This window comes from Dyella ginsengisoli (genome assembly GCF_044904665.1).
Classification (GTDB): domain Bacteria; phylum Pseudomonadota; class Gammaproteobacteria; order Xanthomonadales; family Rhodanobacteraceae; genus Dyella_A; species Dyella_A ginsengisoli.
In genome coordinates this window covers 518249-538759 of record NZ_JADIKM010000001.1, presented here as the reverse complement: position 1 = coordinate 538759, position 20511 = coordinate 518249, and the positions used below count along the sequence as shown (strand labels likewise).

Sequence of the window (20511 nt, the reverse complement as noted above, 5' to 3'; positions counted from 1 at the left end):
CCATGCCGCCTCAGCTCTGCCTTTCGGCCGAGGCCGGCAGGCTGCCCTGGATCACGGTGAGTTCGCGCTGCGGGAACGGGATGGTGATGCCGGCCGCATCGAACGCCTCCTTGATCGCACGCAGCAGATCGGTCTGGGCGGCCCAGAAATCGTCCGGCGTGGACCAGGCGCGGATCACCAGATCCACCGAGCTCTCGCCCAGCGCGGTGGTCCACACGCCCGGCGCGGGATCTTTCAGGATGCGCGGGTCGGCGGCAAACAACCGCTCGATCTCGGCCATCGCCGCACCGATGTCGTCCTTGTAGCCGATGCCCACGGTGAGCTCGAAGCGGCGGGTGCCGCGCCGGTTGAAGTTGATGATCGCATCGCTGCCGACCTTGGCGTTGGGCAGCACCGCCTCGCGGCCGTCCGGCATCACCAGCTGGGTATGCATCAGGTTGATCGCGTCGACCGTGCCCATCGTGCCACCGACCTCGACAAAATCCCCGACGCGGAACGGACGGAACAGCGCCAGCAGCACGCCCCAGGCGAGGTTGCTCAGCGACCCCTGCAGCGACAGGCCGATCGCCAGCCCGCCGGCGCCCAGCGCGGCGACCAGTGGCGCCGACGGCACGCCCAGCACCTGCAGCGCGGTGACCACCAGCAGCGCGATCAGCACGCCGTACAGCAAATTGCGCAGGAAGGTGGCGAGGGTGACGTCGAAGTTGGCCCGGCCGAACGCGCGCTGCGCCACGTTGGCAAACCGCCGCGCCACCCAGATGCCGAGCAGCAGCACCGCCAGCGCACCGGCCAGGCGCAGGCCCAGCTGCACGGCCTGGTCGACGTAGCGGGACAGATCCTGCTGCGAGAGGGGAATCGCGGCGCTGGCCGCGAGGGCGCTGGCAACTGCATCGCGCATGGCGTGGTCTCCTTGAGCCGAAACCCCCGAGCCTAGGCGGGCGCGTCGCGGAAACCAAGTCGGCGCTCTCGCGATGCGTGCCGGTGCGCCCATGAAAACGCCGCCGCGTCGGGACGTGGCGGCGTGGCATGCGCGGGCCGGATCAGCGCGTGGCGAGTTTGTCCTTGGCCAGTTTCGGATCCGCATCGGGGGCGCGCTCGTGGCCGATCAAGCGCAGCGGCGAGCCGTCCGGCAGGCGGAATTCCAGCTGCTGCTGCAGCTGATCCAGGGCAGCGAGCCGGGGACACAGCGCCCGGGCACGCACCTCAAGCCGGTCGGCACGCGCGTCCACTTCCCGGTCGATGGTTTTCTCCAGCGAGTCGGCACGCGCTTCGAGCGCCGCGATGCGGGTCTGGTCGCCGCTAAGCGCCGCTTTCACCGCGCCAGCAGTCACCGTGCTGACCAGCTCGGACACGGCGCCTTCCACGCTGTCGCCCAGGGCGTCCTGCATGTCGTGCCGGCCCCACACGCCGCTGCCCAGGCCGGCATCGATGCGCGACAGCGCCTGGGCGTGATTGCGGTTGAGGCGCGCGAGCAGCCGCGCACGCTCGTCGCCATCTTCGGCGAAGGTGGTGGCGACGGTGGTAAGGGCGGAGAAGCCGATATCCAGCCCCTCGCGCGCAATGCCCGCCACTTCCGGCAGCAAGGACCGCACCGTGCCCTCGTAGTCGCGCAGGCGAGCGGCATCGGCCGCGTGCACCGTGACGGCGCGACCATCCACGCGCAGCTGGCCGTCGTGCATGAACACCTTGGCGGGCGTGCCATCGTCGCGGCTGAAAGCGATGCCAGCGTCGTTCACGCGCACGTCGTAGTCGGTGGTGAAGCTGCACCGGTCGCCGTGGATGTGCAGATCGTGCGCCTGGGCCTGGGCGCCAAAGGCGACGCCGACGGCCAGCGTCAGCAGCGAGAGTGTCTTGCGCATGTGCGTATCCCCGTGGTGACGGCCAGCCCCGGGCTGGCCTGCAGCGTCACGATGCGCCGTCGACCGCGCCCGACCATGGGCCAGGCGTCATGCCGTGCCATCAGTCATCCGGATCGTTCGTCATGCGGACGGAAGTCCGCGGCGGTATTCAGCGGGCCGCAGTCGCGAGACTGTGCATGTCCAGATGTACCGCCTGCATGCGCCCGGCCAGCCGTCCAAGCTCGGTCGCCGCCTCGGTGGGCGCCGCCTCCAGCACCTGCTCGAATTGTGCAAGCAAGGCTGCCTCGCGACGAGCCAGCAAGCGGATCCACTGGCTGTCGCTCAAGGTCATGCTGCGCACCCACCACGTGGCCGAGCGCCACGGCGCTGGAGCATTCCAGCGGCCACGGGTGGCGGGGCGCCCGCCCAGCGCGGCCAGCTGCATCTGCAGATCGAGGATCAGCAATTCCAGCGCGGCGGCGTTTTCCTGCAGCACCACGCGCAGCCCGGGCTCCACCACCTGCCGCGCCGCCTGCTGGCACAGGCGCTGCAAGTCGATGCTGCGGCGGATCAGGGCGTTGTACAGGGGCTGCGATGCCAGCGACACGGCGCGTGGCCTCTCGATGGCGGAGGAATATCGCCATGCTGGCGCCGGGCCGCTTACCCCCGGGTTAACCCGGGGGCTTCCGGCGCATCGCGCTTTAGCTGCGGTTCGCTTTCGGGCAAATCAGCGACCGTCCACCGAGAGCAGGTCCAGCGGCCGACCTGCAGCATCGCGTACGCCCTGCTGCAGGTCGGCGAGCCGGCGGATCGAGGGGCACAGCGCGTCCACCGCGGGCGCCAGCGCCTGCATGCGCCGCTCCAGCCGCGGACGCAGCGCGGTGGCGAGATCCGCGGCCTGGTCGCGCAGGCGCGCCGCCGTGTCCAGATCGCCGCTCATCGCCGCCTGCAGCGCCTGCTGGCCCAGATCGCCAGCGACGATCGGCGTGAGGTCGGCGGCGATCCGGTTGCCCAGTTGCTGGGCGGCGGCGCCCTGCCAGTCGCGCGTGCTCTGGCTGGCATCGATGCGCTGGCGCAGCTCGGCAGCATCGGCCGCGAGGCGCTGGTCCAGCTCGCTGCGCGAGGCGGCGCCGAGTCCCATGCCGGCGGCTTCCTGATGCAAAGCCTGCACGGCCAGATCCACCCCGCGTCGACCCACCGCGCGCACCTTCGGCACCAACCCACGCAGCTCGCGTTCGAACAGCGCGAGACGATCCTCGTCCTCGGCATTCAGCCGCACGGACGCGCCGTCGGCCACGAGACTGCCGTGGCTCAACACCAGCTGCCGCGGCGCCGGCGAGGGCCGGTCGAACACCAGCCGGTCCGGCTGCACGGTGACGTCGAAACTGCTGCTGGCGTGGCAGCGCGTGGCGAGCTGCTGGGCGTGCAGCGGGGCAGCAAGCAACCAAGCTGCGGACACGGCGATCAACGGAACCAGACGCATGGGCGACTCACTTCAAGGCAGTCGCCCACGGATACAGGCGCGCGTGCCAATCCCGGCTGAATCCGCGCCGATGGGTTTGCGCACCCGGAGTTCGCTCAAGCCCCGCCGAGCGGAGTGATCAGATGCAGGGCATCCCGAGCCGAATACAGGTACAGCCCGTCGTCGGGCAGCGCATCGGCGCTGTCGGTCAGCATGCCGGTGCGGTCAAACCACGGCACCGCCTCGTGCGGGCCGGGGATGTAGACGTGCCATTGGCCGACGCCGCTGCGCACCGGCTCGCCGAACTTGTGCAGGTGGTAGGACACCGGCGCGCGCACGTAGCGATCCACCGGCGCGGCGCCCGGGGCGAGTGGCTCGAAGGTCCAGTCGCGCGCCGCGCCGATCGCCGACTGGCCAGCATCGAACGCATCTCCTTCATCTGGCGATCGGTGCCGGCGATGCCCAGGTTGACCTGCTCGGCCATCACGTCCTCGACCTTTCCGGCAGGATCGATCTTGAGGACGAGGTAGACGTCGCCGCTGACCCTCGCCCGGATCGCCGCCGGGGGATAACGCGGCGGCACCGTCTTGATGCGCTCCCGGCCGAACGCCTCGCCGTCGCTGCCGAAGTGCACGCCGCGGATCGCCAGCGTGTAGTCCTTGCCACCTTGCGGCGTGGCCACCACGCGCAGATTCATCGTCGCCTGGGCCATCACGGGCTGGCCATCCTTCAGCACCGGCTGGAAGCGCCAGCGCGGCACGTTGCTACCGATCAGGTGGGCCACAGGCGCTGGCAGCTGGTCGGCGTGATCCAGCGTGAAGCCGTGCACGCTGCCATCGGGCGCCACCACGATCCGGCCGGTGACCAGCATGCTGGCTTCGGCGCGCTTCGCGGCCGCGAACGCCCCCTCGGCGTGGGCCGTGCTTCCAGAAAAGGCCGGGCCGACCAGCGCACCCAGCATCACACCGCGCAACCACCATCGCTTCATCACGCCAACCTCCGTGTGGACATTGGCGCGAGTCTAGCTCCGGCGATGGCGCAATTTCAGCGACGCTGGCGGAACTGCGCGCGCACCGCCGGCTGCCCGAGGCGCCAAACCAGCCAGATCAACATCACGATCGCAGTGGCATCGAAGGCGAGCGAGAGGTGAACGCGGCGCGACTCCTGCGCGACCAGCGCGGCGGCGCCGGCCACTGCGTGCGGCTGGCCGTGCCAGCCCAGCCACTGGCGATAGAGCAGCACGCCGCTCACCAGCAGGCCCGCGGCGAGCAGGCCGAGCGCTACGCGCAGCACCGGTCGCGCCCAGCCCTGGCGCAGGATGCCGCCGGCGCAGAACACCACCAGCATCGCCGCGGCAAGGAAGTAGGCCGCGTCCCAGGCCAGCATGGCGTGCAACGTGGCGCGTCCCTCCGCGTCCACCGGCGCCACCTGCAGCACCGACCACACGCGCTGCGCGTGCACGCCGTACTGCATGGCGCCGAACGCAGCCAGCAGCAGGATCACCCACAGCCCGAGCCGCCACGACGCGAAGCCCGGTCGCGGCGATGCGGCGTCCGCCACGCTCAGGATCCTGCCTTGAGCGCGGCGAGATCGCCCAGCACCTGGGCCGAATTCTTCTCCGGGTCGACGTCCTCGTAGACCTTGGCCACCTTGCCCTGCGGATCGATCAGGAAGGTTGTGCGGCGCGCGTAGTGAAAGCCCACCGTCGAGGCGAGCACGCCGTAGGCCTTGGACACCTTGTGCTCGCTGTCGGCCAGCAGGGGGAACGGCACGCGGTACTTCTCGGCGAACTTCGCGTGCGACTCGACGTCGTCCAGGCTCACTCCGATCACCTCGGCGCCGGCCTGGCGCAGCTTGGCGATGTCATCGCGAAAGGTGCACACCTCGGTGGTGCAGCCGGGCGTGAAATCCTTCGGGTAGAAGTACATCACCAGCCAGTGGCCGCGGTAATCGGCCGGCGTGCGCCAGTGGCCGTTCTGATCCTGCAGGCGGAAATCCGGCGCGGCCTGGCCGGGCTGTGGCGTGGCGGCGAACACAGTCGAGACCGGCCCGAACAGCAGCGAGAGCGAGAGCACGAACAACAGGGAAAGGCGACGCATCGAGGCATCTCCGGATCGTGGTGTGAGTCGCCGGAGTGTAGCGCCGCCAACGCACAAGGGCGCCGCGCGGGCGCCCTTGGCGAATTGCCGCACCGACATGTGCCGGCAGGGCCCGACTTACTCGCGGGTGATGGTGAACTTGCCCACCGAGATGCCCAGGTTCACACCCTCGCCGGTGCCGGCGAGCGCCAGCGAGGTGGTGCCCTTGGTCAGCACCTGGGCGCTGCTGCTCTTGACGATGCCGGCCTCGGCGCCAGCCTGGGCGTAGTCACCGAACACGTCGTCGATGCTGTGCACCTTGCTGATCTCGCCCTTGCCGTGGTCGATGTGGTACTTGCCGGCGGTGAGGCCACCGCCGACCACGGTGATCTTCACGCGCGAGGACTGTCCGTTGTCGCAGGTCACCATGCCGCTGCCTTCGGCGTGCTTGTACAGAATCGACCAGCCGGACAGGCTGTACGTCAGGTCGCACTTGACGGTGGCCTCGGCCGCATGAGCACCGGTGGCGCCCATCGCGCCGGCCGTGGCCAGCAGAAGGGCGGCGAGAGCGTGATTGCGCTTGATCATGGTGAACTCCTTGTGGATATGCATTTCGTGCCGGTCAATGCCGGGCCACGGTGACGACCGGATGGGCCGCACGGGGTCCGTGGTGGAGCGCAGCATCGACACGGATGCGTGAGGACTTCGTGCAGCACGGGCGAGGATTCAGTGAGTTCGCAGCCCGGGCCGGCCGGTCGCGGACGCCCGTTCACATTCGACCGCCTTGGGGACCATCATCGTGGACGTCACTTCCCGCCAGAGGATGTCGCCGTGTCACCCACTCCGCTGACCTCGCGCGTACGCACCGCCCTGCGGATGACGTGGGAGGTACTGCAGCGCACCGCGCACGGCTTTGCGCACGATGAACTGAGCACGCGCGCGGCGGCGCTCGCCTTCTACTCGGCGCTGTCGTTCGCCCCGCTGCTGGTACTGCTGCTGTGGGTGGTGACGTCGCTGGAGCCAGCCTGGCAGCGCGAGCTGGTCGCATCGCTGCAGCGCCTGGTGGGACCGCGCGCCGCCGATGCGGTCACCCTGGTGCTGGACAACGCGCGCGAGCGCCCCGGCGTGGGCAGCTGGGCCGGGCTGTTCGGGCTGGGCGTGACGCTGGTCGGCGCCTCGGCAGTGTTCGCCCAGCTGCAGGGCGCGATCAACCGCGTGTGGAACCTGGCGCCGCACCCGGGCGGCGCCATCGTCGACTGGCTGCGCGCACGCATGATGGCGCTGGGCCTGCTGCTGTCGCTGGCCTTCCTGATGGTGATCTCGTTCGCCGCCAGCGCGCTGATCGCGGTGTTCGTGCGCGGCGATACGCTGGCCTGGCAGGTGCTGGAGGCGTTGATCAGCCTGGCGCTTTTCACCGCCGTGTTCGCGGCGATCTTCAAGGTGCTGCCCGACGCGGCAATCGCCTGGCCCGACGCGATCGTCGGCGCCGCGCTGACCGCCGTGCTGTTCGCGGCGGGCAAGTTCGTGATCGGCCTGTATCTCGCCCGCAGCAACGTTGGCGGCGCCTACGGCTCGGCCGGCGGCGTGGTGGTGCTGCTTGTATGGGTCTACTACTCCGCACTGATCCTGCTGCTCGGCGCGGAGCTGACGCAGTCGGTGGCGGAGGTGCTCGGCCGACCGATCGTGCCGCGCGCCCACGCGGTGGTCCGGCGGCGCGGACCGGACACGGCGTGAACACGCACGGTGCACCGCGGCCTCACGCGCCGACGAAAACACTTGCGGACCGGTTTCCCGACATGCCCGGAGGTCGCCATGCGTTCCTTTCATCGACTCCTGCTTCCCGCCCTTGTCGCAGCCGCCCTGTTTGGCGGCAGCACTACCACACAGGCGCAGGAGCGCAGCCGTCACCAGGTGTGCGAAGACGTGCGCGTGGCCAACACCGCCAAGGACCAGCACCAGATCGCCGGCACCGCGATCGGCGCCGTGGCCGGCGGCCTGCTCGGCCATCAGGTGGGCGGCGGCAAAGGCAAGACGCTCGCCACGATCGGCGGCGCGGTAGCCGGCGGCTACGCCGGCAAGAAGGTGCAGGAGCATCATCAGGAAAAAGACGCTGGCACCCACATCGAGCGTCGCTGCCACTGGGTCGACGACTGACATCCTGGCAGGGACGGGCGCGGCGACGCCATCGCTTTCGCGGCCTGCGTGGCATGATCCCCCTCAGGTCATGGCAGGACGCGGAGGTGCCCCGATGTTCAAGTATTCACTGGTGGGCTACGACGGCTCGGACACGTCCAGGCGCGGGTTCGAGCTGGCCATGTCGCTGGCGCGCCTGAGCCACGGTCGTGTGCGGGTGGTGTCGGTGCTGCAGGTGACCGAGGGCGGCGCCGATGCGTGCGCGCTGATGATGGCCGACTCCGGCACGCGGCGCGCGCAGGAGCTGCTCGACGAATTGAAGACGATGGAGCCGGACGCCGAGGCGCTGGTGGATATCGAGCTGGCGCACGGCAGCCCCGGCGACGTGCTGATCAACCAGGTGGCCCAGCACGATTGCGACCACATCGTGATCGGCCATACCGAGCGCGGCGCGCTGGCGCGCTGGCTGCTGGGCTCGGTGTCGGGCGACGTGCTCGCCCGCGCCCACGTGCCGGTGACGGTGGTGCGCTAGGCACCACCGCCTTTATTCCCGCAGGAAATTACGCGGCGTCGCGCAGCGAGGCCATGTCGATCACGAAGCGGTACTTCACGTCGCTCTTGAGCATGCGCTCGTAGGCCTCGTTGATGTCCTGCATGCGGATCTGCTCGATGTCCGAGACGATGCCGTGCTCGGCACAGAAATCCAGCATCTCCTGCGTCTCGGCGATGCCGCCGATCAGCGAACCAGCCAGCGCGCGGCGGCCGAAGATCAGCGAACCGGCGGCCACCGTGGGCGGCGCATCGGGCACACCGACCAGGGTCATGGTGCCGTCGCGCTTGAGCATCTGCAGGTAGACATTGAGATCGTGCGGCGCCGAGACGGTGTCGAGGATGAAATCGAAGCTGCCGGCATGCTGCGTCATCTGCTCCGGATCGTTCGACAGCACCACCTCGTCGGCACCCAGGCGCAGCGCGTCCTCGCGCTTGGACGGCGAGGTGGTGAACTGCACCACCTGCGCGCCGAACGCGTGGGCGAATTTCAGCGCCATGTGGCCCAGGCCGCCGAGGCCGATCACGCCGACCTTGCTGCCCTTGCCCACCTTCCAGTGCTTGAGCGGCGAATAGGTAGTGATGCCGGCACACAGCAGCGGCGCCACGGCGGCGAGGTCAAGCTTGTCAGACACGCGCAGCACGAAGGCCTCGTCCACCACGATGTGGGTGGAGTAGCCGCCCTGGGTCGGCGTGCCGTCGACGCGGTCCTTGCTGGCGTAGGTGAAGGTGGCGCCCTTGAGGCAGAACTGCTCCAGGTCTTCCTGGCAGTTGGCGCACTCGCGGCACGAATCGACCATGCAGCCGACGCCGGCCAGGTCGCCTTGCTTGAACTTGGTCACCGCCTTGCCGGTGCGCAGGACGCGGCCGACGATCTCGTGGCCGGGAACGATCGGGTACTCACCGGCGCCCCACTCGTCGCGCACGGTGTGCAGGTCGGAGTGGCATACGCCGCAGTAGAGGATCTCGATCACCACGTCAGTGTCGCGCGGCTCGCGACGTTCGAAGCGATAGGGCGCCAGCGGAGCGCTGGCAGCGGGGGCGGCATAGCTGAAAGTAGGAATCATGGAAGCTCCGTCGATGGGGGAAGCGCTCCCCGACGCATGCGGTCAGGGCAACCTCCACGGATGGGGTCGGCCGCGGTTAATTCCAATGCACGGACGACGCCGTATGCTTGTGTCATTGATCTGTCACGTCGCCCGCCCTCCGCCGCGTGCGCATGCCCCCGACAAGGAATCCCCCGTTGAGCTACGACAGCCACACGCTGCCCTGGACGCTGGAAAGCATCGACTTCGCCCGCATCGACAAGGCACGCATCCGCCACAACGAGGATCTGTTCTTCCTGCTGTGCAGCTCGTCCTTCGTCGAGAGCGGCTCGGACCTTTACACGCACAACCTGGTCAACCACTTCGCCGGCGACGAGGCGCTGCAGACCTGGCTCAGCCAGCACTGGGAGCACGAGGAGCTGCAGCATGGCCGCGCCCTGGCCACCTACGTGCGCACTGTGTGGCCGGAGTTCGACTGGGAGGCCGGCTTCAAGGCGTTCTGGAACGAGTACGGCGCGGTGTGCACCGCCGAGCAGCTGGAGCCCTCACGCGGGCTGGAGCTGGCCGCGCGCTGCGTGGTCGAGACCGGCACGGCCAGCCTCTACCGCGCGCTCAACGAGATCACCGACGAGCCGGTGCTCAAGCAGCTCACCAACCACATCAAGAGCGACGAAGTGCGCCACTACAAGCACTTCTACCAGCACTACCGGCTATACCGCGACCGCGAGGGCTTTGGCCGCACCAAGGTGCTGCGCGCGATCCTGCGCCGGGTCAACGAGATCAAGAGCGAGGACAGCGACATCGCGCTGCGCCACGTGTTCAACCAGTGCTATCCCGGCGGCAGCGACGCGCAGTTCCGGCAGATCAGCAACCGCGCGCAGGGCCTGCTGCGGCGGAACATCCCGGCCGAGATGACGGTGAAGATGCTGCTCAAGCCGCTGGACCTGCCAATGCGCGTGCAGAACGCGCTGGAAAAGCCGCTGGCGAAAATCGCCGAGAAACTGTTCCTGCACTGAGCGCGCTGCGCGCCCCGCTCAGCCGTCCGGCTTCGACGCCGCCTCGCGCGGCTTCTCCTCGATGGTGCGGCGCTGTTCCTGCGCCGCCTTGAGCTGCTTGACGTTCACCGGGCGGATGGCGGTGATGAAACAGGGAAAATCGCGCCGGCCGGTGAGCACCTTGTCGAAGCCCACGCTCACCTCGTGGAAGTTCGAGGTGAGCCCGATCGCGTTGGTGTACTCCAGGTCGATGCAGCCGCCCACGGTTAGCAGCCAGGCCTCGTTGGGCCGCGTGTAGACCGCCAGCAGGTCCTTGCCCAGCGGCTCCCACGACCACAGGTTGCCGAAGAAGCGGAAGCTGTGCTGGTTCGGGCCGGCGGCGGCCTCGTAGTCGGCACGCCGCTGCGCCTCGCGCTCGGCGCGGGGCACGCTGGAACACGCGGCCAGCGCGGCCGCCAGGGTGAGGTATCCGATCACACGTCGCAGAACCATGCTCGCTCTCCTCTCGCCAGTGAAGCGCCGGGCAAACGTGCCCGCCTATTTCTTCGCCTTGGGCAGCGGCAGCCACTTGGCCGGATCGAAACCGCCCACTTCGTACACCAGCTCCTGGGTCTGGCCGCCGTCCTTGCGGGTGACGGTGAGGCTGATCTTCTGCGCCTTCTTCAACAGCGCGATGAACGCCTTGTCGTCGCTGATCATCAGCGCCGGCTCGCCGCTGGGCGGCGCGAACGCCTTGATGCCCATCGCCTTGCCATCGACCACCGCCGGCAGCGTGCAGGTGCCCTTGCAGACGAAGCCCTTGCCGCTGCCGAACAGGAAGGCGTTCTGGCCCCACTGCGTGTGTCGGCGCAGCACCAGGCGCACTTTCTCGGCGTCGACCGGCTGGCTGTTGAAGATCACCGCGGTGGACTGCGTGCCGCCGGCCATCGGCGACACCTGGTACAGCCACAGGCCGGCGAGGCGGTTCTTCTCGGCGTTCTCGTGGTAGCGCTTGCTGATCTCCGGCAGGCTCTGCTGCACCTCTTTCGCCGCGGCGCTGCCGGGGTAGTCGTGCACGATCTTCTCGCCGAAGGTGGTGGCCATCTCGTCGTTGTGGATGCGCACCAGTTGGCGATAGGTGTCCAGGTCCTGCGCGGCGGCCGCATCGCCCGCGGCCGCCTGTGCCGCCGGCTTCGCCGCACCGTGCGATTCGCCCCCCTGCTGCGAGCAGCCGGCGGCGAGCAGGGCGAGGCCCAGGACGGGCGCGAGGGAACGGGCGAAGGCGGGCGACATGGCGAACATCCACGGCAGGAAACAGGCGCCTAGAGTGGAACGAGCCGCGGCGACGACGCAACCGCCGCGCCGACGATGTCGCAGCTCCCGCTGCGAACGCGCTTCGCTTGGCCCGCGCGCAACGGCGGCAGGATAATCGGCATTCACGCAAGGACTTCCGATGTCAGCCTCCCCCTCGCCCCACGCCGACGCGCTGTTCCGGCATCGCGCCTTCGCCGCGTTCTGGTTTGCCCGCATCGCCTCGGGCTTCGGCTTCCAGATGCTGTCGGTGGCGGTGGGCTGGCAGATCTACGCGATCACCGGCCGCGCGCTCGACCTGGGCCTGATCGGCCTGGCGCAGTTCATCCCCTCGGTGCTGCTGGCGCTGCCTGCCGGCCACGTGGCGGACCAGTTCGAGCGCCGCCGCATCGTGCTGCTCGGCCAGGTGGTGGAGTGGGTGGCGATCGCGCTGCTGGCCGCGCTCACGCTGATGCACGACATCCACGAGGTCGGCATCCTCGCGCTGGTGTTCGTGATCGGGGTGGCCAAGGCGTTCGAATTCCCGGCGATGCAGTCGATGCTGCCGGCGCTGGTGCCCGCGGCGATCCTGCCGCGCGCGATGGCGGTGAACGCCTCGGCCGGGCAGGCGGCGATGATCATGGGGCCGGCGCTGGGTGGCTTTCTGTACGTGGCAGGACCGGGCGTGGTGTACGTAATCGCCGGCGCGCTGTACCTCGCCTCGTTGGTGCTGATGGCGAAGCTGCGCTACGAGAGCGCGCCGCCGCGGCGCGAGCCGGCCACGCTGAAGACCGTGTTCGCCGGCGTGCACTTCATCCGCCAGCGGCCGGACGTGCTGGGCGTGATCTCGCTCGATCTTTTCGCGGTGCTGCTCGGCGGCGCCACCGCGCTGCTGCCGATCTTCGCCAAGGACATCCTGCACACCGGCCCGTGGGGTCTGGGTCTGCTGCGCGCGGCACCGGCGGTGGGGGCGCTGCTGATGTCGCTGTGGCTGGCGCGCCACACCATGCAGCGGCGTGTGGGCATGACCATGTTCGCCTCGGTAGCAGGTTTCGGCGTGGCCACGCTGGTGTTCGCCGTGTCGACTTCGCTGTGGCTGTCGATGGCGGCGCTGTTCGCACTGGGCGCGTTCGACATGGTGAGCATGGTGATCCGCGGCGCGCTGGTGCAGCTGGATACGCCTGACGACATGCGCGGCCGGGTGAGCGCGGTGAACGCGATCTTCATCAACACCTCCAACCAGCTGGGCGAATTCGAGTCCGGCCTGCTCGCCGCGTGGGTGGGCGCGGTGCCGGCCACGCTGATCGGCGGCGTCGGCACGCTCGTGGTGGTGGGCCTGTGGATGGCGATGTTTCCCACCCTGCGCCGACGCCAGCGGCTGCACGACGAGCCCGAGCCGGCGACCGAAGCGGCCGTCGAGACGCTGTGACCCTGCCCTGCGGCAGTGGCAGGCGCGGCGATCGGACCGCTAGCATCGGCGGATGACCACATACTCTCCGCTCCGTGCTCTCCGCCAACTGGCCGCCGCGCTCGTCCTGGCCGCCATGTCCTCTCCCCTGCTGGCCACCGACGGCCCGCGCATCGAGGTGAGCTTTGCCGCCACCGCGCACGCCCAGCCGATCACCGGCCGCGTGTACGTGGCGGTGAGCCGCGACGACAAGGCGCCGCCGGTCGAGCAGGCCGACATCACCGGCGTGCCGCTGTTCGGGCACGACGTCAGCGCGCTCGCCCCTGGCCAGGTCGCCACCATCGACGCCGGCGACAACGGCGCCCCGCTCGCCAGCCTGCGCGACCTGCCCGCGGGCGACTACTGGATGCAGCCGTTCGTCAACGTCTACACCGAGTTCAAGCGCGCCGACGGCCACACGCTGTGGATGCACATGGACCAGTGGGAAGGCCAGGACTGGAAGCACTCACCGGGCAACCTCTACGGCAAGCCGGTGAAGGTGCACTACGACCCGGCCGCCGCCACGCCGATCCACCTGGTGGCCGACCAGGTGATCGCGCCGATCCCGTTCCCGAAGGACAGCGCGTACGTCAAGCGTTTCCGCATCCAGAGCAAGCTGCTGACGAAGTTCTGGGGCCACCCGATCTACCTCGGCGCCACCGTGCTGCTGCCCGAGGGCTACGACCAGCACCCGGACGTGCGCTACCCGGTGGTCTACGACCAGGGGCACTTCTCCACCGACGCGCCGTTCGGCTTCGAGAACGACAAGTCGAAGCTGCGCGCGTTCTGGCTGGATACCACGAAGAAGCCGCGGGTGATCCTGGTGACGCTGCAGCATCCCTCGCCGTATTACGACGACTCCTACGCGGTGAACTCGCCCAACGAGGGCCCGTTCGACGACGCCATCCACCAGGAGCTGTACCCGGAGATCGCGCGCCGCTTCCGCACCATCGAGCAGCCATGGGCGCGCATCCTCACCGGCGGTTCCACCGGCGGCTGGATCGCGGTGGCGCAGCAACTGTTCCACCCGCGTTACTACGGCGGCAGCTTCGCGATGTGCCCGGACTCGCTGGATTTCCGCCACCACCAGGTGGTGAACATCTACGACGACGCCAACGCGTACACCGTCGACAAGGGCTGGGTGAAGGTGGAGCGCGTGGACACGCGCCAGCCAGACGGCAACGTCGACGCCATGATGAAGGACGAGAACCACTACGAGCTGGCGGTGGGCGACCACTCGCGCTCCGGCGGCCAGTGGGACATCTGGGAAGCGGCCTGGGGCCCGATCGGTGCGGATGGCTATCCGCAGCGCATCTGGGACAAGCGCAGCGGCGCCATCGATCACAATGTAGCCGAGTATTGGAAGCGGCACTTCGACCTGCGTTACATGCTCGAGAAGAACTGGGCCACGCTGGGGCCGCTGGTCACCGACAAGCTGCACATCTACGTGGGCGACGCGGACACCTACAACCTCAACATGGGCGTGCGCGCGATGGACGCGTTCCTCAAGACCGCGACGAACCCGCGCTTCGAGGGTTCGATCACCTACCAGCCGATGGCGCCGCATTGCTGGGGGCCGCCCGGCGAGGAGCTCTACGGCACCATGACCCGCTTCATGCAGGCGCATGCACCCAAGGGCGACGCCGCCTGGATCTACTGAAGCGGCATCACCTTCGCCGTGGCGGCCGTTGGGCTGCCGACGGCGATCCGCAGGCAGCGGGCAGGAATGCCATCGCTGCCATCGAAGCGACGCCACGCCCGGGCACGGAACGTCCGCCAGGCCATTTCCGGACCCAAACCATGTCACGACACGCCCATCCACGCCTCCGTCTCGCGCTGGCGCTCGCCGCCGCGCTCGCCACCCAGGTCGCCAGCGCGGTGGTGAATCCGCACGCGCGCACCTGGGCCAACCCGATGGACGTGGACTACCGCTACAACTTCGAGCAGATGAACCAGGGCATCTCGTACCGCACCGGCGCGGACCCGGCGGTGGTGCGTTACGGCGATGCGTACTACCTGTTCCAGACACTCGCTGACGGCTACTGGCACTCCACCGACCTGGTCCACTGGGATTTCGTCAAACCCGACAAGTGGCCGTTCGACAGCGAAGTGGCGCCGGCCACGCTCGTCGCCGACGGCAAGTTGTTCCTGCTGCGTTCGACCACCGATCAGGAACCGCTGCTGTACTCCACCGATCCCGCGCACGGCCGCTGGAAATTCTGGACCCGGCTGATGCCGCCGCTGCCGAACGCGGTGACCTCGTCCACCGAATACAAGATCAAGCCCGGCCAGCTGCCGCCGGGGCCGTGGGATCCGGGCCTGTTCCAGGATCACGACGGCAAGGTCTACCTGTACTGGGGCTCGTCCAACGTCTACCCGATGTACGGCCAGCAGATCGACCTCAAGCTCGGCGACGAGACGCAAGGCGAAGGCAAGCGGCTGGCCTACGTGGGCGAGACGACAACCTTGCTGCGGCTGCACCCGGACCAGCACGGCTGGGAACGCTTCGGCCGCGACCACCGCGACGAGGCCACCCTGCCCTTCATGGAAGGCGCCTGGATGAACCGCCACGGCGACCGCTACTACCTGCAGTACGCCGCGCCGGGCACCGAGTACAACGCCTACGCCACCGGCGTATACGTCAGCGAGCATCCGCTGGGGCCGTTCACCTATGCGCCGTACAATCCGGTCGGCTACAAGCCGGGCGGCTTCGTCGAGGGCGCCGGCCACGGCTCCACCTTCGAGGACGCCCATGGCAACGTGTGGAACACCGGCACCAACTGGATCGGCCTGAACTGGAACTTCGAGCGGCGCATCGATCTCTACCCGGCCGGCTTCCACGACGACGGCCAGATGTGGGTCGATACCCGCTTCGGCGACTTCCCGCAGCGTATGCCCGACCACCAGCTCAAGCCCGGAGAGAGCACCTTCACGGGCTGGATGCTGCTGTCCTGGCACAAGCACGCGACCGCTTCCTCCGAGGTGTCCGGGCACGGTCCGGATCAGGTCACCGACGAAAATCCGCGCACTTTCTGGCTGGCCGCCGCCAACACGCCCGGACAGACGCTGACGCTGGATCTGGGCGGTCCGCGCACGGTCAATGCGATCCAGGTGAACTACGCCGACTACCAGTCCGAGCGCTACGGCGATGCCCCCGATCTGATCACCCAGTTCGTGCTTGAGGGCTCGACCGACGGCAGCCACTGGCAGACCCTCGCCGACCTTTCGCACGAGACGCGCGACCACGCCAATGCGTACGTCGAGCTCGACGCGCCCGCACGCCTCCGCTACGTGCGCTACGTCCACCGGCACGTGGGCGCGGAGCACCTGGCGATCTCGGACCTGCGCGTATTCGGACACCAGGACGGCCAGCCGCCGCCGGCGCCTGAGCTGCTCTCGGCCACCCGCGACAAGGACACCCGCAACGCCACCATCCGCTGGAAGCCGGTGCCCGGCGCGGTTGGCTACAACGTGCGCTGGGGCCTCAGCGCCGATCGCCTGCACGAGACCTACCAGCGTTTCGCCGACCAGCCCACCACGCTGCAGCTGCGCGCGCTGACCAAGGGTGTGCGCTACGTGGTGGCGGTGGAGGCGTTCGACGAGCGCGGGGTGTCCACGCTGTCACGCACGATCACGCTGGAGCCGTGAAGGCACCCGCGCGACGCGCGCCGAGCGAAGGCGGGCGAGGTTGCGGCAGCCGTCGCGATCCGCTCTGATGTCCCGATGATCACCCTTCACCACCTCAACAACTCGCGCTCGCAGCGCATCCTCTGGCTGCTGGAAGAACTGGGCGTTCCCTACGAGATCAAGCGCTACCAGCGCGACGCGAAAACCATGCTGGCGCCGCCGGAGCTGCGCGCGGTCCATCCGCTGGGCAAGTCGCCGCTGATCACCGACGGCGAGCTGACCGTGGCCGAGTCCGGCGCCATCGTCGAATACCTCGCCGACCGCTATGGCGAAGGCCGCCTGCTAGCCCCACACGGCACGCCCGAGCGCCTGCGTCAGAACTACTGGCTGCACTACGCCGAAGGCTCGGCGATGCCGCCGCTGCTGCTCAAGCTGGTATTCCAGCGGGTGGCCAGCAGCCCGGCACCGTTCTTCGTCAGGCCGGTGATGAAAGGCATTGCGACCAAGGTGCAGGACAGCTTCGTCGACCCGCAGATCGCGCTGCATCTGGATTATCTGGAAGGCGAACTGGGCAAGGCCGGCTGGTTCGGTGGCGATGCATTCAGCGCCGCCGACATCCAGATGAGCTTTCCGCTGGAGGCCGCCGCTTCGCGCGGTGGACTTGCCGCAGCGAGCCGGCCCCGGCTTGCCGCGTTCCTCGAACGCATCCACGCCCGCCCGGCCTACCAGCGTGCGCTCGCCGCGGGTGGGGAATACCGGCTGGCCTGAACCGCGCGGGGTGTCGACGCTGCTGTCACGCGTGGCGGTGCACCGTAGCAATCCCGTTATCTGCAGACGGCTCGAAATCCGGGCCGCGCCACCCGAGGAGTCCACTGCCATGAGCCGTAGCCGTGATATCGAACGCAGCCTGCACGAGACCACCGAGCGCGTGGGCGACCGCGTGCGCCAGGCCGCCAACGGCGCCGCAGGCACCGCCCATGACCTGATCGAACGCGGCCGCCGCGCCACCAGCCGCTTCGGCAGGCACGGCGACAGCTACCGCCGCCAGCTCACGCGCGCCGCGGAAGACTTCGCCGACGAGGCGAACTACCAGTACCGCCGCCTGCGCCGCCAGGTGAACCGCCATCCGGCCGCCACGGTCGCCATCGTGGCCGGCACCATCGGCGCGTTCCTCCTGCTGCGCAAGGCCTTCGGCGGCCGCGACGAGGACTGATCGCCTGCGGTTCCCAGGCAGCAAAAAGCCCGCCTTCCGGCGGGCTTTTTGCTGGTGCGTGACGCCGAACGATCAGACGGTCAACGGGTTCGGCTTCTCCGGATCGAGCTTGTACTCCTTGATCGCGCGGGCCACGTCCTTGGCATTGACCAGGCCGTCCTTCGCCAGCGAGGCGAGTGCGGCGTGGGCGATCCAGTAGCGGTCCACCTCGAAGAAATCGCGCAGGTGAACCCGGGTATCCGAACGGCCGAAGCCGTCGGTGCCCAGCACGGTGTAGCGCCGGCCCTCGGGGATGAACGCGCGGATCTGGTCGGCGAACTCGCGCACGTAGTCGGTGGCGGCGACCACCGGACCGGCGCGGTCCTGCAGCAGGCCGGTGACGTAGGGCACGCGCTGCTCGGCTTCCGGATGCAGGCGGTTCCAGCGCTCGGCGTCGAAGCCGTCGCGACGCAGCTCGATGAAGCTGGGGCACGACCAGACGTCGGCGCACACGCCGAAGTCCTTCTCCAGCAGCTCGGCCGCAGCGATCACCTCACGCAGGATCGTGCCCGAGCCCAGCAGCTGCACGCACGGTGCCTTCGACTTCGCCTTGCCCTTGCCGTTGCCCACCGCGCCACCGTCGCGGAACAGGTACATGCCCTTGATGATGCCTTCCTCGCACCTGGCCGGCATGTCCGGGTGCTGGTAGTTCTCGTTCATCACGGTCAGGTAGTAATAGATGTCTTCCTGTTCCTGCATCATGCGGCGGGTGCCGTCCTGCAGGATCACCGCCACCTCGTAGGAGAAGGTAGGGTCGTACGACTTCACGTTGGGGATCGCGCCGGACATCAGGTGCGAATGGCCGTCCTCATGCTGCAGGCCTTCGCCGTTGAGCGTGGTGCGACCGGCGGTGCCGCCGATCAGGAAGCCGCGCGCGCGCATGTCGCCCGCCGCCCAGCACATGTCGCCGATGCGCTGGAAGCCGAACATCGAGTAGTAGATGAAGAACGGCAGCATCGCCACGTTGGAGATGCTGTAGCTGGTCGCCGCGGCCATCCACGCGCCCATGCCGCCGGCCTCGCTGATGCCTTCCTGCAGCACCTGGCCCTTCTGGTCTTCGCGGTAATACAGCAGCTGGTCGGCATCCTGCGGGCGGTACTTCTGGCCGAACGGCGCGTAGATGCCGATCTGCCGGAACATGCCTTCCATGCCGAAAGTGCGGGCCTCGTCGGCGACGATCGGCACCACGCGCTCGCCCAGCTGCTTGTCGCGCAGCAGCAGATTCATGCCGCGCACCAGCGCCATGGTGGTGGAGATCTCGCGCTCGCCGGTGCCCTTGGTGATCTGCTCGAAGGCCGACAGGTCCGGCGCCTTGAGCTTGGTGTCGGCCTTGCGGCGCCGCTGCGGCAGCGCGCCGCCCAGCGCACGGCGGCGCTCGAGCATGTACTGCACTTCCGGCGAGTCCTTGCCGGGGTGGTAGTACGGCACGTCGGCCAGCTTGTCGTCCGGCACCGGGATGTTGAAGCGGTCGCGGAAGTGGCGCACCGCATCGGCATCGAGCTTCTTCTGCTGGTGGGTGGGGTTCTGCGATTCGCCCGCCGCGCCCATGCCGTAGCCCTTGACCGTCTTGGCCAGGATCACCGTGGGCATGCCCTTGGTGTTCACCGCCGAGTGGTAGGCGGCATACACCTTGTGCGGATCGTGGCCACCGCGGTTGAGGCGCCAGATGTCGTCGTCGGACAGGTTGGCGACCAGCTGCGCGGTCTCCGGATACTTGTTGAAGAAATGCTCGCGCGTGTACTTGCCGCCGAACGCCTTGCACGCCTGGTACTCGCCGTCGACGGTTTCCATCATCAGCTTGCGCAGCGTGCCGGAGGTGTCGCGGGCCAGGAGCGGATCCCAGTAGCTGCCCCAGACCACCTTGATTGCGTTCCAGCCGGCGCCGCGGAACACGCCCTCCAGCTCCTGGATGATCTTGCCGTTGCCGCGCACCGGGCCGTCCAGGCGCTGCAGGTTGCAGTTGATCACGAAGATCAGGTTGTCCAGCCCTTCACGGCCGGCCAGCGAGATCGCGCCCAGGCTCTCCGGCTCGTCGGTCTCGCCGTCGCCGAGGAAGCACCAGATCTTGCGGTCGCTCTTGGGGATCAGGCCGCGGTGCTCCAGGTACTTCCAGAACTGCGCCTGGTAGATCGCCTGGATCGGGCCCAGACCCATCGACACCGTCGGCACCTGCCAGTAGTCCGGCATCAGCCACGGATGCGGGTAGGACGACAGACCGCGGCCCTTGCCCACCACTTCCATGCGGAACAGGTCCATCTGCTCCTCGGCGATGCGCCCTTCAAGGAACGAGCGCGCGTACACGCCCGGGCTGGAATGGCCCTGGTGGAACACCAGGTCGCCCGGGTGATCGGCGCTGGGCGCGCGCCAGAAATGGTTGAAGCCCACGTCGTACAGCGTGGCCGACGAGGCGAAACTGGCGATGTGGCCACCGAGCTCACCGGGCTTGCGGTTGGCGCGCACCACCATCGCCATCGCGTTCCAGCGGATCAGCGTGCGGATGCGCCATTCCATGGTGGCGTCGCCCGGGCACTTGGCCTCGTTCGGCGGCGCGATGGTGTTGACGTACTCGGTGGTCGGATCGAACGGCAGGTAGCCGCCGGCGCGCCGCGTCGAGTCGACCATCTTCTCCAGCAGGTAATGCGCGCGCTCGGTGCCGTCATGGCTGATCACCGCATTGAGCGATTCGATCCACTCCCGGGTTTCGGTGGGGTCGATGTCCTGGTGGAGGATGTCGTCGAGCTGATCCATGGAGGTCTCCGCGGCGCCGGGGAGGCGCGCCTGAAAAGGGGGATGCATCGCCGGGGTGCGGTGCAGC

Annotated in this window: 21 protein-coding genes; 9 read left to right on the top strand and 12 right to left on the bottom strand. The window is 68.7% G+C overall.

Features of this window, described 5'->3' with window-relative positions:
* Positions 1-10 precede the first annotated feature (10 nt).
* From ISP17_RS02465 to ISP17_RS02430, 8 genes are all read right to left on the bottom strand, one after another.
* Positions 11-898 carry a mechanosensitive ion channel family protein gene (locus tag ISP17_RS02465; RefSeq protein ID WP_404629932.1) on the bottom strand — a complete coding sequence of 296 codons (888 nt, stop codon included), beginning with the start codon at positions 896-898 and terminating at the stop codon, positions 11-13.
* A 142-nt stretch (positions 899-1040) separates the two neighbouring features.
* On the bottom strand, positions 1041-1859 hold the full coding sequence (locus ISP17_RS02460; RefSeq protein WP_404629931.1) for a DUF2884 family protein: 819 nt from the start codon (positions 1857-1859) through the stop codon (positions 1041-1043).
* A gap of 148 nt (positions 1860-2007) precedes the next feature.
* Positions 2008-2445 (bottom strand): ferritin family protein, encoded by a 438-nt coding sequence (locus tag ISP17_RS02455; protein WP_404629930.1) that lies wholly within the window; start codon positions 2443-2445, stop codon positions 2008-2010.
* 120 nt (positions 2446-2565) lie between these two features.
* Positions 2566-3321 carry a DUF2884 family protein gene (locus ISP17_RS02450; protein ID WP_404629929.1) on the bottom strand — a complete coding sequence of 252 codons (756 nt, stop codon included), beginning with the start codon at positions 3319-3321 and terminating at the stop codon, positions 2566-2568.
* A 187-nt stretch (positions 3322-3508) separates the two neighbouring features.
* The gene (locus tag ISP17_RS02445; RefSeq protein ID WP_404629928.1) at positions 3509-4261 is read right to left on the bottom strand and encodes an energy transducer TonB; all 753 of its coding nucleotides are present in this window, start codon (positions 4259-4261) and stop codon (positions 3509-3511) included.
* Between the two features lie 83 nt (positions 4262-4344).
* A complete protein-coding gene (locus ISP17_RS02440; RefSeq protein WP_404629927.1) occupies positions 4345-4860 on the bottom strand; it encodes a hypothetical protein in 516 nt (171 codons plus the stop codon).
* Positions 4861-4862: 2 nt separating this feature from the next.
* Complete coding sequence (locus ISP17_RS02435) at positions 4863-5399, bottom strand: peroxiredoxin (RefSeq protein WP_404629926.1); 537 nt, start codon at positions 5397-5399, stop codon at positions 4863-4865.
* Positions 5400-5516: 117 nt separating this feature from the next.
* Positions 5517-5966: a hypothetical protein gene (locus ISP17_RS02430; protein WP_404629925.1), complete on the bottom strand. Its 450-nt coding sequence runs from the start codon at positions 5964-5966 to the stop codon at positions 5517-5519.
* A 243-nt stretch (positions 5967-6209) separates the two neighbouring features.
* On the opposite strand from ISP17_RS02430, the gene ISP17_RS02425 reads away from it, so the two are divergent.
* The 3 genes from ISP17_RS02425 (at position 6210) to ISP17_RS02415 (ending at position 8043) form a co-directional block, all read left to right on the top strand.
* Positions 6210-7112 (top strand): YihY/virulence factor BrkB family protein, encoded by a 903-nt coding sequence (locus ISP17_RS02425; protein WP_404629924.1) that lies wholly within the window; start codon positions 6210-6212, stop codon positions 7110-7112.
* Positions 7113-7190: 78 nt separating this feature from the next.
* The gene (locus ISP17_RS02420; protein ID WP_404629923.1) at positions 7191-7532 is read left to right on the top strand and encodes a glycine zipper 2TM domain-containing protein; all 342 of its coding nucleotides are present in this window, start codon (positions 7191-7193) and stop codon (positions 7530-7532) included.
* A 94-nt stretch (positions 7533-7626) separates the two neighbouring features.
* A complete protein-coding gene (locus ISP17_RS02415) occupies positions 7627-8043 on the top strand; it encodes a universal stress protein (RefSeq protein ID WP_404629922.1) in 417 nt (138 codons plus the stop codon).
* Between the two features lie 28 nt (positions 8044-8071).
* Here ISP17_RS02415 and ISP17_RS02410 read toward each other — a convergent pair whose 3' ends face one another.
* Positions 8072-9127 carry an NAD(P)-dependent alcohol dehydrogenase gene (locus ISP17_RS02410; protein ID WP_404629921.1) on the bottom strand — a complete coding sequence of 352 codons (1056 nt, stop codon included), beginning with the start codon at positions 9125-9127 and terminating at the stop codon, positions 8072-8074.
* 176 nt (positions 9128-9303) lie between these two features.
* Here ISP17_RS02410 and ISP17_RS02405 point away from each other — a divergent pair, with 176 nt between their 5' ends.
* Entirely contained in the window at positions 9304-10122 is an 819-nt protein-coding gene (locus ISP17_RS02405) for a ferritin-like domain-containing protein (protein ID WP_404629920.1), read from the top strand.
* A gap of 18 nt (positions 10123-10140) precedes the next feature.
* Here the strand turns inward: ISP17_RS02405 and ISP17_RS02400 are convergent, their stop codons facing one another.
* The gene (locus tag ISP17_RS02400; RefSeq protein WP_404629919.1) at positions 10141-10593 is read right to left on the bottom strand and encodes a DUF6491 family protein; all 453 of its coding nucleotides are present in this window, start codon (positions 10591-10593) and stop codon (positions 10141-10143) included.
* A 45-nt stretch (positions 10594-10638) separates the two neighbouring features.
* Entirely contained in the window at positions 10639-11373 is a 735-nt protein-coding gene (locus tag ISP17_RS02395) for a hypothetical protein (RefSeq protein WP_404629918.1), read from the bottom strand.
* 160 nt (positions 11374-11533) lie between these two features.
* Between ISP17_RS02395 and ISP17_RS02390 the strand changes: the two genes are divergently transcribed.
* From ISP17_RS02390 to ISP17_RS02370, 5 genes are all read left to right on the top strand, one after another.
* The gene (locus ISP17_RS02390) at positions 11534-12799 is read left to right on the top strand and encodes an MFS transporter (protein WP_404629917.1); all 1266 of its coding nucleotides are present in this window, start codon (positions 11534-11536) and stop codon (positions 12797-12799) included.
* Positions 12800-12914: 115 nt separating this feature from the next.
* The gene (locus tag ISP17_RS02385) at positions 12915-14477 is read left to right on the top strand and encodes an alpha/beta hydrolase-fold protein (protein ID WP_404629916.1); all 1563 of its coding nucleotides are present in this window, start codon (positions 12915-12917) and stop codon (positions 14475-14477) included.
* Positions 14478-14617: 140 nt separating this feature from the next.
* Positions 14618-16465, top strand: coding sequence for a family 43 glycosylhydrolase (locus tag ISP17_RS02380; RefSeq protein WP_404629915.1), 1848 nt, complete (start codon positions 14618-14620; stop codon positions 16463-16465).
* A gap of 75 nt (positions 16466-16540) precedes the next feature.
* Positions 16541-17212 (top strand): glutathione S-transferase family protein, encoded by a 672-nt coding sequence (locus ISP17_RS02375; RefSeq protein WP_404629914.1) that lies wholly within the window; start codon positions 16541-16543, stop codon positions 17210-17212.
* A gap of 109 nt (positions 17213-17321) precedes the next feature.
* On the top strand, positions 17322-17657 hold the full coding sequence (locus ISP17_RS02370) for a hypothetical protein (RefSeq protein WP_404629913.1): 336 nt from the start codon (positions 17322-17324) through the stop codon (positions 17655-17657).
* Positions 17658-17729: 72 nt separating this feature from the next.
* On the opposite strand, the gene aceE is transcribed toward ISP17_RS02370, so the two are convergent.
* Positions 17730-20444 carry a pyruvate dehydrogenase (acetyl-transferring), homodimeric type gene (aceE, locus tag ISP17_RS02365; RefSeq protein WP_404629912.1) on the bottom strand — a complete coding sequence of 905 codons (2715 nt, stop codon included), beginning with the start codon at positions 20442-20444 and terminating at the stop codon, positions 17730-17732.
* Between the last annotated feature and the right edge of the window lie 67 nt (positions 20445-20511).